The 15,925-nt window shown below is 43.9% G+C and carries 12 protein-coding genes and 1 pseudogene; 2 read left to right on the top strand and 11 right to left on the bottom strand.

All coding sequences use genetic code 11. The features are described 5' to 3' along the window. Nucleotides 1–3 precede the first annotated feature (3 nt). The 6 genes from mads5 to J8Z28_RS03145 form a co-directional block, all read right to left on the bottom strand. On the bottom strand, nucleotides 4–1,416 hold the full coding sequence (gene mads5, locus J8Z28_RS03170; protein WP_250659880.1) for a methylation-associated defense system restriction endonuclease subunit S MAD5: 1,413 nt from the start codon (nucleotides 1,414–1,416) through the stop codon (nucleotides 4–6). A gap of 205 nt (nucleotides 1,417–1,621) precedes the next feature. Continuing rightward, nucleotides 1,622–2,200: an N-6 DNA methylase gene (locus J8Z28_RS03165; RefSeq protein WP_350338383.1), complete on the bottom strand. Its 579-nt coding sequence runs from the start codon at nucleotides 2,198–2,200 to the stop codon at nucleotides 1,622–1,624. 20 nt (nucleotides 2,201–2,220) lie between these two features. Next, entirely contained in the window at nucleotides 2,221–3,675 is a 1,455-nt protein-coding gene (locus J8Z28_RS03160; protein ID WP_250659879.1) for an N-6 DNA methylase, read from the bottom strand. Continuing rightward, a complete protein-coding gene (locus J8Z28_RS03155) occupies nucleotides 3,675–3,902 on the bottom strand; it encodes a helix-turn-helix domain-containing protein (protein WP_250659878.1) in 228 nt (75 codons plus the stop codon). Before J8Z28_RS03155 ends, J8Z28_RS03160 begins: the two co-directional genes overlap by 1 nt. 272 nt (nucleotides 3,903–4,174) lie before the next feature. Next, on the bottom strand, nucleotides 4,175–5,917 hold the full coding sequence (locus J8Z28_RS03150) for a DUF927 domain-containing protein (RefSeq protein WP_250659877.1): 1,743 nt from the start codon (nucleotides 5,915–5,917) through the stop codon (nucleotides 4,175–4,177). Next, entirely contained in the window at nucleotides 5,904–6,146 is a 243-nt protein-coding gene (locus J8Z28_RS03145; RefSeq protein WP_007146785.1) for a helix-turn-helix transcriptional regulator, read from the bottom strand. Before J8Z28_RS03145 ends, J8Z28_RS03150 begins: the two co-directional genes overlap by 14 nt. Before the next feature lie 478 nt (nucleotides 6,147–6,624). Here J8Z28_RS03145 and J8Z28_RS03140 point away from each other — a divergent pair, with 478 nt between their 5' ends. Both J8Z28_RS03140 and J8Z28_RS03135 read left to right on the top strand, forming a co-directional pair. Then, nucleotides 6,625–6,939, top strand: a complete 315-nt coding sequence (locus tag J8Z28_RS03140; RefSeq protein WP_250659876.1) for a helix-turn-helix domain-containing protein — start codon at nucleotides 6,625–6,627, stop codon at nucleotides 6,937–6,939. Nucleotides 6,940–7,156: 217 nt separating this feature from the next. Beyond that, a complete protein-coding gene (locus tag J8Z28_RS03135; RefSeq protein ID WP_250659875.1) occupies nucleotides 7,157–8,485 on the top strand; it encodes an ATP-binding protein in 1,329 nt (442 codons plus the stop codon). A 115-nt stretch (nucleotides 8,486–8,600) separates the two neighbouring features. Here the strand turns inward: J8Z28_RS03135 and J8Z28_RS03130 are convergent. From J8Z28_RS03130 to J8Z28_RS03110, 5 genes and pseudogenes are all read right to left on the bottom strand, one after another. Continuing rightward, nucleotides 8,601–9,620 (bottom strand): annotated as a pseudogene (locus J8Z28_RS03130) (ISL3-like element ISPpu12 family transposase); the annotation flags it as partial. A gap of 24 nt (nucleotides 9,621–9,644) precedes the next feature. Further along, entirely contained in the window at nucleotides 9,645–11,315 is a 1,671-nt protein-coding gene (locus J8Z28_RS03125) for a hypothetical protein (protein WP_250659874.1), read from the bottom strand. A gap of 1,523 nt (nucleotides 11,316–12,838) precedes the next feature. Beyond that, the gene (gene lhpI / locus J8Z28_RS03120) at nucleotides 12,839–13,783 is read right to left on the bottom strand and encodes a bifunctional Delta(1)-pyrroline-2-carboxylate/Delta(1)-piperideine-2-carboxylate reductase (protein ID WP_010557838.1); all 945 of its coding nucleotides are present in this window, start codon (nucleotides 13,781–13,783) and stop codon (nucleotides 12,839–12,841) included. 1 nt (nucleotide 13,784) lies between these two features. Next, entirely contained in the window at nucleotides 13,785–14,870 is a 1,086-nt protein-coding gene (locus J8Z28_RS03115) for a M24 family metallopeptidase (protein WP_036973855.1), read from the bottom strand. Continuing rightward, nucleotides 14,867–15,913, bottom strand: coding sequence for a proline racemase family protein (locus tag J8Z28_RS03110; RefSeq protein WP_036973854.1), 1,047 nt, complete (start codon nucleotides 15,911–15,913; stop codon nucleotides 14,867–14,869). Before J8Z28_RS03110 ends, J8Z28_RS03115 begins: the two co-directional genes overlap by 4 nt. Nucleotides 15,914–15,925 lie beyond the last annotated feature (12 nt).

Genomic DNA, 15,925 nt, shown 5'->3' with positions numbered 1-15,925 from the left:
TCCTTAATTTTCTTTCGCCGCTGCCTTTATTCCAGTTTCCACCATCGCTATGGCTTTATTTTCGTATTCGTCCGCTAAGTCCCTGGCTTTAAAGGCATCGCGAATGAGTTGCTCAACAGCTCTTTTATCATGTTGTTCTATTATTGGAATAGGTAGTTCAGATAGCATACCGACGTGAATATCTTGTTGTTTACTTCCAATACTCATAGAACGTAAACAACGGAATGCAGTTTCTGAACGAAGGAACGCGTACAGGTAAGCACCAGAGACTTCGGGATTAGCCGAACAAACTCTTAAGAAGTGCTGCGTATATACAAAATCCAACCATTTGCCCGTAATGAATATAGGTCTACAGAAAACCTCTCTTTCACCAAGAGTTCCTTGAGAAGCGATCATAACGGTTTCATCTTTAGCAAAAATTCCTTGCGGCGAATGAGCAGCGCTAATCCAGCGACCTTCGGGTTTGAACCAGAATCCTTGTTTTTGTCCAATTAATTGAACTCCGTGCTCTTGATCCGCATCTATTCTTTTGAAGCGAGCCCCTGACGACAACTGCCCACCCCGACAAATCTCACCAAGGGTTTTATGTGGCACAGATTTTAGATTCTCAATTAGTCGCTTGAATCGCCCGCCGAAGTTTAAAGCACGGATGGAGCGTGGGCTTTTTAGATAAATCTGATCACCAATATCCGGGCCTTCACTGTGCCATTCCTCTGGTGTGATATCGCTTAATCCCGCAGATGAGAACAATAGCTCTGTTGCTGCATCAATATTTTTTTGGAAGTCGGCTCGAAGCTTAGAGGATTTCTTGATTAGCGAATCAATTTCATGCTCTACAGATTTAGACAGCCGAGGCACAAGCATCCCTGTTAGGTGTTCTGGCTCAATATGCTGAATCATTGCACCATAAACGCCTTCAAGAACCATTGGCATACCAAAACTAGAATTCAAAAAAGCGTATATAAAACCAGCACCTATCTTTGACTCGTCTATGTCAAGACGCATGACATGCTCAGTACAACTCATTCCATCCATAAAATCGTTAACATAAGACATTCGACCTACGGTTCCAGACCGCGTAATAAGTATCTGGTCTTTATGCACCAATAATTTAGGGTTTTCCGACACTGATTTAGTTGCTATAAAGTTCAACTTTGAAAGATCTGATTGCAATACATCGCGACTAGATAAAAATGGTTTTCCATTTTGAGCGCTTGCTACCCAAATACGCTTATATCTTCCAGCATGATAAGTGCCGCCAAATCTGCCTGAAGTCAAATCACCTAAAACAGAAGATTGATTTTCTAGCTTGCTAAGTGCAACACGTACCTCGACAGCACCTCCCATAAAGGGATTACAATCTAATCTATGGCCATTAGCATTGAGCCAGCTACTTGGAATAGTCTTTACTTTCATTGGTGCTCCACCGGATACCAAATCTGAATCCGCTGCAATAAACTGTTAAACGAGTCAACTGCACAATCTTTGGAAAAAACGTCTTTGGCAATACGTTTATACAGCTGTGAGTGAGTCTTGTTACGCCCCCGGTTTTGGACTTTTAGGGCATCTATCACCGATTTAGGATCAACGGGGTTGAGCGCTGCGGTATCAAAATCTGAGATCATACCGATGGCTCCGGATTGTTAGCGCGAAACTCTTTCCAGGCTTTAGCAATTTTTGGCAAGTCGTCATCTAAAATTTTGCTACGACGCTTCAGCTTACGCACCACATTGTGGCCGTTGATGCGAATACGCTCTTCAACTTCTTCTTCGATAACTTTCTCTTCGCCGTCTGGGTGACGCTCATACAGCGTATTACCACGACGATCAAAGCCTACTTTTTCTGCAACTGCCATAAATACCGGGTATTCGGGCTCTCCACCGATGGCAATAGCATCTTTTTCAGTATCAGTTTTCTTTTTCAAGAACAGCAGGCTAGTTAAGATGTTTACGTTAGCTTCAACGATAAATGACTCAACAGGTAAGTCGACACAACCAAGCACCCAGCACTCTTGCATTAACCACCAGCGAATATACTCGTCACCTGGGTTACCTAGAATGCCGTCGGGTAACACGATACCCATACGTCCGCCCTGCTTAAGCCATTGCACGCAACGCTCAATAAACAAAATTTCGGGCGAAACTGCATCTTTACGGCGCTCTGTTTTTCTAAAGCCGCCGTTTTCAGTGCGCTCCCACACATAGGCAAGATCATATTGCTCTAGAATCTGCTTGTCGGTAACTGGGATATCGGAACCAAACGGTGGGTTATTAAGATCACATCAACACTGCCGTCTTTACCGCTGGAATCGCCAACAGGAATCGTTTTCTTGGCGGGGTCTACGCCCTTTAAATGTCCGTGTGGGTATTCCAATGAGTTCATGTGGTAGATGTTAGCCATGGCATTACTTGCCATCACCACGTTCATTTGCGATGCACGGCACAGGAAGGGGTCAAAGTCACAACCAAACAGATTGTTTTCGGCAAACTCTTTAATTTGTTGCTGAATAGAAATAAATTCTTCGGTGGTTTCAGCTGCCAGGCTAATAGCTTCTTTTTCTCTTAGCTGCTTGTTGATGAAGCTCAGGGTCTGCTCTAGGAAACCACCTGTACCGCATGATGGGTCCAGCACTTTTTCATGTGGTTGCGGTGCCATCATTTCGACAATAAGCTTGATTGCACCGCGAGGTGTAAAGTACTGACCACGGTCACCACGTAGGTTATCACCCACCACTTCTTGATAGGCTGCACCTTTGGCGTCCATTTCAGTACGGGTAAAGTCGTACTTAGCAAGTTCAGAAACCATGAATGCCAAAGCCCGATCTGACAAAGTGATATCTTCGTTGCCAGCAAAAATTTCTGGATAGGCTTTTTTTACCTTTTCAAATAGGGGGTTAATGCGTGCTCTGATTCTCTTACGACCTTCGTCGTCAAACTGCTCAGTTGGTGATGCCCAAAACTCACGGTCTCGATTGCCGATGCGCTCATCATACATTTTAGAGAATATAAGGTATAAGAACTGCCAGAATGCCGCATCTTTAGGCATACCTTCGTTACCGTGAATAAAATTATGACAACGACGGAATGCAGTAAGTAGCATCTCACGGTCAGCGGTTCTTAGCTGTGCGTTTGATGCAACGTCTCGACTCCCCAAAGTCTCATCTGCTAATGGCCAATCGCCAACTGCGTTGAACTTGGTATCGAATCGCGACTCTTCTTTTTCAACAAAGAAAAATTCGATGCCGTTGGTCCATAAACCCCACTGGCACTTTTCTAGCAGGTACTTATCACCAACCTGTTCACGCATCATATCCTCCATCAACTGAAGGTCTTTATGCGCTTGATCGTGATCACGCATTTTTACTGCGGATTTTTTGCCTTTTTTCGGCTCTTTATCACAGATAACAATGCGGCGGATATTTTCAGGAATATGCTCAGAACCATGCTCGAAAATGGCGATATCAATTTTCTTCTGCTTACCATCAATCTTAACTTTTACATCAAGCTCCATATCTTCAGCGCTGATGCCGTATTCATGGAACAAGGCGCGTAAGGTTTTTTGACGAACCAATTCTTTAGGTGTTTCTTTGATAGGATTATTCGTTAGGTAATCCAGCATCATGCCATCTTCGATGGCGAGTACTTCTGATGGCTTTTTATCGTTGGTTGTTGTCATTACTTGTTCTCATTAAATTCGGTTTCTGCTGGCGATTTTTGTAATAGATCTTGGATTTCACAATCAAACAAATCACACAGCTGATCGAGCGCCTCTAAGTCCACCTTAAGCGCGGTTTCTTTGTAAAGTAGCGTGACTGTTGTGCGGCTTAGGCCGGTTTCTCGCATCACGTCGCTAATGCGCATTTTTCTCTCACCCATTAATCGGGCTAGGTGGCAGCGGATCATGCTCTCTCCACGGTGTTTTCTTAACCATAAACTTGGGGATTTTTCACTGTTGCTTACCCTACCATGATTATGATTATTCTCAACTTATTTAAGTTAAAACCAAATAATTGAGCGTATTTGTTATTCGTTCGGTGCTGGTTGTTGGTACGCTAGCGGTTCACGGGAATGCCTCTAGCGGTATTGTCTGCGTTGGACTTCAAACATCGCTAGCTATTTATGTTGACTGGCGGTTCACTGCAAGTCGACAAGCCCATACAAGATTAATCGCCTCGTTAGTCATCCAAAATACTGCCTTTAACACAGTACATTCGTGGGCGTGTGTTGTCGGGCAGGCTGACTTTGCGCTGTGGTCGGTTGCCATCAGGGACTAGGTAGCCTGCGGCCATCAGTGCTTTGGCAGCGCGATCTGGACTTAGGCCTTCGGTGGCTTCACGCCAGCCAGTTGGGTAAAACAGGTAAAGGGTTTGTGGGCCTGTAGAGTCAATCCAACCCGCGCGTTGGCGTACTTGGCTGCTGTAACCGGTTTGTTTGGGCGTAAAGCGGCTTTCGCCATGCTGCTCAATAAAGCTGCGCACCTGGCGAATGGCTTGTTGATCTTCATTGGCAGCCACACCACCGCGGGCGAGTATCCATTGGTTTAGCTGGCTTAAACAGGCTGCCTCGACACTTGGGGTTGGCCAATCGAGTACTTTGGCTTGAATGGCTAACAACCCAGCGCTGGCCAGTAAGGCAAACTTTTCGGCGACCCGGCGCACTTGGCCGTCTGACTCGGGAGGTAAGCTGGTTAAAAAGCGTTGGCGTACGTTTTGGAAAACGGGTCGCACCTGTGCGCCGTGCTGCGTTAAATACCGTAACCAGTCCAAGGCCAAGCAGCCGTAATGTTGGCGACTTTGCTGTTTTAGATGATCGGCTAAATCGGCAGCGTTCATACCATGACTCTGGTTAAACACGCCCATTTGCGCTCCAGCATCCGCACTGAGATCAATCACGCGCACTTGCTGCCCTGCTTTTACACGCTTGCCGATACTGGCAAGATGGCTTTCAAGCGTCACTTCGCCAGTGGATAAAAACACCAAGCGCCAACGGGCGGGTAAGCGCATTTCACCGTATTTGCCTGCACGGGTTTTACCTTGGCCATTGGCAAGCATATAAGCGACATCGCCTGCCTCTTTTGGGTCAACTTCGCCCATTTCATCGAGCGCCAGCAAGGCATCGTTATGTGCTAACGCAGTGCCTTCTAAACCGTTGGCCGTGGCACGCCAACTGTGGCGCAGTTGATTAGGCTCGCCCCACACCGATAACGCCGGATACAGCGCTGCGGTTTTACCAGTGCTGCTGGCACCATAGAGGTGTAAACCAAAACCATCCACTCCGCACAAGTGCAACAAAGGCGCGGCCAGTGCAGCGCAGACACCAACAATTAATAGCGGGTTATCCAGACAATAACGGCCAACGTGCTGCCGCCAACTGTCGCTACTACCTTGTTGAATAAAGCCTTCTATCGGGTGCATGGTTTGCAGCACCATGCGCGGGTTATTGCTGTGTTCGCTTGGGTAAAAGGTGAGGCGCGGATGCACATAAGCGTGGTGATGCCAGCCAATGCAGTTCACGCTAATGGCCTTTTGCGTGGCCAGCTCGCCCATTTGTTGAATAAACAGGGAGAGCAACTGCCGCGCTTTGACACTGTTGCTTAGCCGCATGCCTCGGCTGAGTAATATCCGACGGTACTCGCTGCCGTCTCCGGCCAATAGTTCTGCTGGCATAGCCCAGTAGCGATGGCGATTGTCATCGTCTAACCAGTGCAATAAATAGCCGTAGTTGTCCCCTTGTGGATCGCGAGTACGAGCAGCTACTTGCAACCAGGAGCAGATTTTAACTGGGCTATCTTGCCCTGCCGGTTGCATCACCAGCCAGTTTTGCGCGTTATAGGCAAAACCTGGCGGTAATGTTGGCGCGCTGTTATTCATCTCACTTGCAGGTAACGGGGTTGATGCTGATGGTTTATCCGCGGCCATAAGCAGCACCGATACGGCGGGTTTCAATCCACTGGTCGATATCGCTTTCTAACCAGCCCACCGCACGCGCGCCAATACGAATGGAACGGGGAAATTCACCGTTGGCCATCAAGGCATAAATGGTGCTGCGGCCAAAGCCTGTTTTGGCCTTTACCTCGGGCAAGCGCAAAATCCGCTGCTGACGCGCTGGGTGTGTTGATGTGGTGGATGATTGTGTAGTTGGGTTCATCGTTTGCTTCCTCACTGATCTGTTAAGTTCAGTTAGGAGTTTGCCAGTACTAAACGGACGCAGTAGGCAGATAAATGCCCAGATCGTGCAGCTTTCTGAGGGTACAAGTAGCTACTTGCCCCAGTTTGTAGATAGTGCTCAAAACAATAAATGCTCTGTGGGCAGAGTTAGTGCGTGGCTAAGTGGCGTGAACTAAGGCTTTGCCCAAACTGCCCCAAAAGCCCAAAGAACAGCGTACTGCTTTGAAGTTTCCTACTCAAAACTCGGTTTTGGTGAGTCGTATGGATGGAGTGTTTATATGTCGAGTGTATCGACACACAAGAAAGACATGTCGAAAAAACAGTAAAAAATCGACATGACCAGCTCAGATCTTGGCTCACATTACTTCGAGAGATGGCAATTTATTGCTTTACAACTTGAAGACAAAAGTGAAACTATAATTTCACTAAATTAATATTTAAGAAAATATAGTTTCACTATGGATACTGTCGAGCCAAAATCAAAACGCACTGCGGTCATATTCCCTAGACAAAGGAAGATGTTAAACATCTTGGGCGAAAACTTAACATTGGCGATGAAGAGACGCGGCATTACTCAAGAAATGATGCATAGTAGGACAGGGATTTCTAAGCCAACACTACGTAAAATATCAAAAGGTGATCCTTCCGTTTCACTTGGTCACTACGTTAAGGTTTTGGCAGTCCTAGGCTTGTTAAACGACCTAACCAAGGTTGCCCGTGATGACGAGCTGGGAAGAAAGCTGCAAGACATCCAATTGCTGAATAAAAAATAAGTGCAGCAGTAGCCCATATCCACATGACTAAAACTTGGCCAGCAAGGTCAGCTTCAGAGAAGAAAGATAGCTATTAAAGGGCTGTTTTATACTCAATAAGAACCAAATTACACTTTTATGCGCATAAAAATGTATAATTCCACACTTTTCTGCGCGTTAAAGTGTAGACTGAGTTATACTACAGGCAGTTAACAGTCTTAATTGGCGGGAAATGACAATGCAGCGCAACTTACTAAACGCCCTAATAGCATGGAAAAATCAACCGGTGCGCAAGCCATTATTGATCGATGGTGCAAGACAAACAGGTAAAACCTATCTGCTACAAGAGTTATTTGGGAACACCTTTGCCAACATCCTTCGTATCGACTTCCTTGAAAACCCTGCTTACAAAGAAGCGTTCGATGGCTCTCTGTCACCTGACGAGCTAGTAATGAACATTGAGTTGTTAACCAACCAAGCGTTCAACCCAGAAACCGATCTGCTGATATTAGATGAAATTGGCGAATGTGAACGTGCCGTTACCTCACTAAAGTACTTTGCTGAAAAAGCACCGTCCTATTTTGTCGCTGCCAGCGGCTCGAATATTGGTTTGCTCAACACCTTCCCTGTGGGCAAGGTAGAACAATACAATTTACGACCACTGACCTTCCAAGAATTTATTTACGCATCCAACGAGCAAGCGCTGATCAAAGCATTTGATAGTCAAGCAAGCACACCGGCAGTACACACCAAATTGATGGACAAACTCACTGACTACTTTTTTACTGGTGGTATGCCGGAAGCCGTTTCTGCTTGGTATCAGTATAAGGATTCAAGCATTCTAGAGCGTGTTGAAAAAGTCACAAAAATTCATGCCGATTTAGTGGAAGGTTATCGCCGCGATTTTGGTAAGTACGCGGGCAAGGTCGACGCCACACTGATTGAATCGGTATTTAATAGCATTCCAGCCCAGCTATCACTTGTCAGCGATGAGTCGGTTAAACGCTTTAAATTTAAGCATGTGCATGAGCGTAAATCTCGTTATAGCGATTTTGAAACCGCGATCCATTGGCTTAACTGCTGCCGCTTAGCTTTGCCAAACTACCCTATTGAAGGATTGCCGAAATCTCCGTTAGCGGCCGATAAAAAAGAAAATATGGTGAAACTGTTTCTGTTTGATGTGGGCCTGCTTAATCATATGCTCGGCAGCAGTTATAAAGAAATTAAGCAACAAAACAATGATCTCTCTGTTTATAACTACAGAGGCTATGTGGCTGAAAACTTTGTGCAACAAGAGCTCACTGCTATTGGCGTTGACCCAAGCTATTCATGGCATGACGCCCGCGCCGAAATCGAATTTATTTTGGCGACCGATGAAGGCGATATCGTCCCTGTGGAGGTCAAAAGTGGTAAACGTACAAGAGCAAAATCGTTGGCATCCTACGTTGAAAAATGTACTCCAAGTAAAACCTTTAAGTTAACGGGTACACAAGGCTCATCCGCATTAGAGCAAACCAATATCGTGATGCCTTTGTATTTCACGCAGTATTTACCACAGAGATGGTAAAAGCGCGTTGCTTAGACCCCGAGGTCTACACAAAGTGACTTCATAGGTAACAATTTGGGGTATACGGATTTAATGGTTGATGGGTCACCTTCACCCCATCAATCTGATACCACCCTCAGATGGTTGATAGATCGACTCCGTAGTTGAGTTCCTCTGCGAAGTCCGGCAGTCCGTAACCGATGGTTTTCTTGTAGAAAGGAGAGACCTTCGCAGTCGGTGCCTTCTTCTTGTGCTTCGTGGTGTAGAGCATTCGTGCCCGCATCACCTCGAAGGAGTAACCGCGCCCTTCACGGTTCTTGTCCTTGGCCAGTCGGTTGATGGACTCCGTGTAAGCGTTGGTGACGGGCATGTCCGTCTCGAAGTAGGTCATGGTCTCTTCGCGCCAGTTTCCCACTGCCCTGACCAGATCGCTCCAGACTTCCTTTTGGCCCTTCGGGATGGTGGCTATCCACTCGTCCAGGGCGGCTTCTGCCTGGAGCCGTGTGGTGGCGTCCCAGATGCCGTAGAAGCGCTCCTTGTGCTCGTAGGCGGCCAGCAGTTGCGGGAACGCGCCTGTCCAGGTCTCCATGATGAGGCGCTCCCGGTCTGAGACTTCGTGAGCGCGTTTCAGCAGGATTTTCCGGTCTCCCTTGAGAGTCCGACTCTGGGACGGTTTCAGCTCCTTTCTGAGGCCCTTGCGCACTCTCTCTAGGGCATCGTTGGCCATGCGCACCACATGGAACTTATCGACCACGATACGGGCCTGGGGCAGCACAGCCTTGACCGCTGCCCGGTAGGGGTTCCACATGTCCATGCTGACGATCTCGACCTTCTGCCGGTCTTTCAGCTTCATCAGGTAGTTGGTCACCACGTCCTGGCGGCGGGTGGCCAGCAGGTCGAGCAGGGTTCGCTCCTCAATGTTGGTCAGAATGCAGCGGTAGCGCTTGTTCAGGTATAGCTCGTCAATGCCCAGGATGCGGGGCGTCTCGAAGCGGTGCCAGTGCCCCAGGAACTCGGCGCGGGCGTTGAAGATGTCGCGCACCGTCTTCTCGTCCAGGCCGGTCTGTGCCGCCACAAAGGTGTAGGGGTGGTTGAAGGATTCCTTCTCCACGTACTCATGCAGCCGCAGTGTCATACGGAATCCGTCCACCATTTTAAAAATTGGACTTGGTGGAAGGTATTATGGTGCAACTGATTCGGTTTTAGTACACTCCTCCCCTTCTAGGCTCCAACCTGCAGGGCAAGTATTAGTGCTTGGAACTTCTTCAGTTTTACTACACAGATCCACTGATAGAATATAATTTTCGGGGCAAGAGTAAGTCACAGCGGTAGATGTAGAGCTAACGCAGCTAGTGCCATTTAATGTGCCACCATCTGGACATGAGTAAACCAAACTCGCACTCTCTCTCTTATTACATTTCGACCCTGACAAACTATATTGTGATGGACAAGAGTAAGTCACAGCAGCAGATGTAGAGCTAACGCAGCTAGTGCCATTTAATGTGCCACCAGCTGGACATGAGTAAACCAAACTCGCACTCTCTCTCTTATTACATTTCGACCCTGACAAACTGTATTGTGATAGGCAAGAGTAAGTGATACTGGTAGTTTGTACTTTTTCGCAGCTAACACCGCCATCTGTATATCCACTTGGGCAATATTTATCCGCAGCATAAGATGTATTTGACATACATCGCCATACCCCAGAACCTAAATCAACGGTTCCAGCTGGACATGAATATGATGCAGGCACTGTCTGTCCATTCTTTTTTTGGCAAGTTGGATAGACTGAAGGAATTAAGGTTTCACCAGAACCGCAGACATACTTCCCCCCTTCATATTTGGTTAAAGCACATTGGGAACCTGAGTTATTCGTTAGTGTACAATTAGTTGAATTTGGATCAAATGAACTTCCATTAGGGCAATAACTAGTTGGCCCAGCCTCTTCATAACTAGGCTTGCATGACATGTAGATAAAATCCGTTTGCTCTACTTTCCTACACTGGTTACCTGAAACATTATAACCAGATGGACAACTCTTAGATGCATCAATTTGAATATCTTTATAACAGCTGCTTCCAGAGCGCGTATATCCAGCGGGGCAAGATGAGCTTGCTGCTGAGCTAGATGAACCTAGACATAAACCATTTGAGTATGTTGTACCAGATGGGCAATTCTTAGTAGCATCAATTTGAGTGTCTTTATAACAGTTGCTTCCAGAGCGCGTATATCCAGCGGGACAAGATGAGCTAGCAGGCGAGCTAGATGAACCCATACATACACCATTTGAATACGCTGTACCTGCAGGGCAGTTCTTAGTGGCGTCTACTGTGTATGTTTTAGAACAATCACCCGAATTGAGACTGTACAAATAACCTGATGGACATACTTTAATTGCTGGTTGAGTCGTGGTTCTGTAACACATTCCGCCAGATAAAATGTAGCCTTCAGGACATGTTGCCCCTTTGACACTTAGAGTGATGGTATAATTTGCAGCTCCTGATGATCCAACTACCCCTGGGTAAATTGGAATGTCTAGACCACCAGCTGAGTTAACAGCCTTATCAAATTGAACAGTTTGCCCTTTTGTTACAGTAATTCCATTTACAACAACAGAGCTTGGTGCGTCACTATGTAACTTAAATGTGATCTGCTGTTCACCAAAAGCCTTATTTCCCTCCAAGGTGTACAATGTTGGTACCTTTATTATTGTAAACGGCTCATCCGTTTTACTACTTAGTAAGCTTTTAGAAGACAAGGTGTTTACAGGATCAACATGTACTGTGGTTTCAGCTTTAGTGCTTAAAGATATATATACCAAGGCTAGTAGTAATAGTTTACGAAATAGCATTTTAGAACCCAAAGTAAGTTGTTATTCTAAATAGAATTCCTTTTTGAATTTGGTAAAAATTTGAAAATCTATCAAGTTGAGATTATTAATTTACTTGAAATGGATTTCAGAAATGCCTGAAAAAAATCTATTTTTGACAGATAATTTAGGGAAAGTGGAGTTAGTTTTTACGGCTGAAGGTTTGGTTTTCCGATTCTCGAACCAAAATAGTGGCTCTGCTAGGTGACAAAACTCCGACATGACATACTACCATTAGCAGTCTAAGTATTAACTACAACTCCATTGCGTGCTTGAAATAAAAACAGATTTGAAAAAAGACTGATGATTAATACTAATAACAGCTTAAATCTTTACTCAGTTTTTCTAGTTAAGAAATGAACCCAACCTTTCCATTCACTTTTGTAATGAAGATTTGGATTTGATGGTATATTAGCAGGCCTACCACCCTCTTTACTCAACTCCCTAAACTGCGTCATCGTCTCAACACCCAATGTCCGAGCAATTCGACAAGCTTCATGAAACTCAACGAATCGCCCACAACCAGGTGAGTTTTTAGGAGCTAAAACTTCTGACCATTTACAGCCATATACATTAGGTGGGCGCTTAGGCATAGACTCTGGAAATTCATCACCTTCACTGGCCTAAAGCCATTCTTTAATTGAGGATAACTTTTTCTCTCGAGCATATCTTGCTGCTTCTGTAATTGATACGTATTTATCTTGGGACATTTGTTTAAAGTGTCTTACACAGAATTTTTTTAATTCTACGATCAATTTTTAAAATTTTAAACATTATGAATTTCTAAATTACTAACAACTTTAGCTATACTAAGTATTTAGACTTGTAATGGTGCTATTCAACTGGCATAGCTCATCACTATTCACAAAACAAGCAACACTTCTTTCAAGTATGAGAAGCTGAGTAGACATGCATTAACTGATAATTATTAGCATCTTTCCAACTAATTTTGCCATTTCTATTATATCCACTAACGCAGTTCATCATCACGAATTTTAATGCGGCAGTATGAAAGCCATACTCTAACAATTCTCATTTGAGATGAAAGTATATTGACATCTACAATTATACACTCAACCAACCACCTAACTTAGACATTACAATTTAATTAGAAGTTAAAAAACTTGAAGCTATAAAAATAATGCCCGAAAAAAGCCAAACTCCACAGTATTTCACCCAGCAATTACTATTAAGATAAGTGACATTAGGATTATTAGAGTCAATTAAAATTGTACAATCAATCCCATTTTTAAACTGGGCTATAAGCTGCTGATCAAAAGCAACAAAAACACTATAAAAATTACCTTTGAATTTATAGCTGACTAACATCCTCTTGTAGTGCAAAAGCTCTAAATTGCGCACGTTATTATCAATTACATTGTTAATGTTTACAATTTTACAAACTCGCCAATGTTGCTTATCATAACGAATCCTGAGCCATCTTATAAATGTTAGTAAGCTCAACATAACGAAACAAAGCCCTAATAATAAAAGTAATAAGCTACTCATTTTTTTAATGACTTATAAATATAATGGGCAGTTATAAGATCACTTAACGCTGTGCCAACAGACTTAAATACTGTTATATCGGATTCACATTTTCTCTCATAGTTATTTTTTTTAGCTAGATCCGCAAGCTCGCCGGATATATTAGCTTCATCAAAAACTCCCTCAGAAATAGGAATCAACAATTCACCAGCTTCAGCAAGAACATTCTCCTTGCTATCTACATATACCTTACTTTGTGCGATAGTAACACTGTCACATTCGCGCGAGTCGCAGCGATGATTACCAATCAAATCAACATGCGTACCAGGCTTTAACCAACCACCTTTAAATAATGGCGTTGGTGAACCTGTTGCGCAGCTGATCACATCGGCACTTTTAATAACTTTTTCACAACTTTGTCCGATAACAAACTCAATATCAGTAAATGCACGCTGTAAGCTATTGTGTAAAACAGCAACTTTATCTTGATTACGCCCAATTAACGTTACACATTTAAAATCGCGCACACTCAAGTGTGCTCGAACCATATACTCAGCTAAATTGCCGCTGCCAAAAAACACTAAATGCTGGCTATCTTTTCGCGATAAATAGTAGCTTGCCAAAGCAGATACTACAGCTGTGCGCCAAAGTGTTACACGTGTACCATCAACTAGAGCAAGAGGTTCACCATGAGCACGAGAGAACAGCATTATTTTTGAATAAAGTGACGCATACTCACTATCAGTATTACTTGGAAAGTAGGTAAATGCCTTTACTCCAATAACCTGTTCATTCCATGCTGGTAATACGGCAAATGCGTCATGGTTTGTGTCTGTTTTATCTAACTCATACACATGACGCTTGGGCATAGTAAACTGCTGAGCAAATCCTTTTTGTAAAGCAATGCGAAGCGAGTCAAAATCTAGGACAGCATCAATTTGCGTTTGATCTATTACTTTCATCCTACCCCTCCAATTCGAACAGCTTAGGGGCGTGGGTTAATACTTCATAACCATTTTGAGTTATTAAAATATCGTCTTCTATTCGCACACCACCAAAATTCGGAATGTAAATACCAGGTTCAATCGTGATCACATTACCTGCCTCTAATACATGGCGGCAATTTTTATTAATAAAGGGCAACTCATGTAAAAACAAGCCAACTCCATGGCCCAACCCTTGCCCTGCCCATTTACCAAAACCAGAGTCATCGAGTACTTGCTGTGAGATGTTTTGTAAGTCTAGACAGTCAACACCTGCTTTGAGTAGGTTGATCGCTGCTTGCTGAGCATTACTTACGCTTTGATAGATTGCTGATTGTTTCTTTGAAGCTTTACCAAGTACATAACTGCGAGTCATATCAGAGCGGTAACCATTGACCACTGCGCCAAAATCAAGAGTAATAAAATCACCTTTAGATAGAGTACGTTCACTCGGGCTGCCATGAGGCAGTGCACAACGCTCTCCAAACATTAAAATAGTGGCAAACGACATTCCTTCAGAGCCTAGTTTTTGCATTCTGAATTCAAGTTCCAGCGCTAGGTCTCGCTCTGTTACACCTTCTTTAAAATAGGGTAATGTTTGTCTAAGCGCTTCGTCAGCAATGGCCGCAGCCGCTTTTATTTGCTCGACTTCCCAATCATTTTTAACCATGCGTAAACGTTCAACCATACCGGTAACTTGTGTAACTGTATGACTAGTTAACTCACTTGCCACTTGCTGCCAAAGTGCAACATCAATAAAAGCGGCATCAAAACCTAATTGACTATTAGTCGTTAAAAAACGATTTATGCACTGACCTAATGTTTCACTATCACGATCACGGCTGACAACCTCAAAGCCAATAGACTCTTCTTGAGCTCGGCCAAAATAGCGATAATCGGTTATTAGTACACTTTCCTCCGCAGTTATTAACGCGTAAGCAGCATTACCGCTAAAACCACTTAAGTAACGAATATTTTCATGGCCTAATACGAGTAGTGCTGTTAACCCATTTTTTTTTAATGCCTGCTTTAGTAATTGTTGGCGAGAGGTAAATTGATTTTTCATCGAAATATAAATCCTTGCTTTAGGGGATCATTTGGATCAATTAAAAAAGTATGTTTGCCAGTGACAAAGGCTTCACCGCTCACTCTAGGTATTACTGCATGGGTATCAGCTAACATGCGTTGCGCTTTTAGCTCAACTGAAAATATAGAGCCTAAAATACTCTCTATTTTTATTTGCTGTCCTAATTTAAGCCTGCCTTTTGCAAACTCTAATGCAGCTCTGGCACTCACGCCGGTACCAGTAGGGCTGCGATCTAATTCGCCCTCAGCAAAAATGCAGACATGACGACTAAATACAGAATGACTTTTTTGTGAATTTGAATAGAAAATCACCCCATATAAAAAGCTTAATGCATCATCGGTCGGGTGTTTTGGTTGGTAGTGGCTATTAACATGCTGCTTAATGATTTTTCCTAAGCTAATAATTTGTTCATGATCGTTGGGCGCCAAACTTACATCCAAAGTATCAGCATCTACAAAAGCATAATAAGCGCCGCCATAAGCAATATCGCAATTGACGGTACCAAACAGAGGTATCTCTATTGGCATATCAAGTTTTTCTGCATAACTTGCAACATTATCAAAACAAACACTTATTAGTTGGTTATTTCGAAGAGTAATATACGCCTTGATAAGCCCTGCAGGTGTATCTATACGTAACTCATTAACGCCTTCAATAAAGTTGCAAATACTGCTATCTTTAGCTGCTGTGGCAAGCGCAATGATAGCGTGACCACACATTGTGCTATAGCCTTCATTATGTAAAAACAGTACGCCAAAATGGCTATCTTTACGTTCAGGTTTAGTGATCAACGCGCCGTACATATCAGCATGACCTCGGGGTTCAAACATCAGTGCTTTACGTAGGTGATCGAATCTTGTTAGGCAATCAGCTCGCTTTTCAATCATGGTTTGCCCTTGTAGTTCAGCAAACCCATCAATGATTATGCGTAAAGGTTCACCGCCGGTATGCATATCAAGAGTATCCACTTGCAGCCAACCATCTTTAGGCTGTTGCCAATGAGAAAATAAACTGTTCGTCATAGTTAACCTTAA

The sequence above is a fragment of the Pseudoalteromonas sp. SCSIO 43088 genome (assembly GCF_023650795.1).
Classification (GTDB): Bacteria; Pseudomonadota; Gammaproteobacteria; order Enterobacterales; family Alteromonadaceae; genus Pseudoalteromonas; species Pseudoalteromonas shioyasakiensis.
The sequence above is the reverse complement of the archived record's forward strand: the minus strand, read 5'-3'. Positions and strand labels throughout refer to the sequence as shown.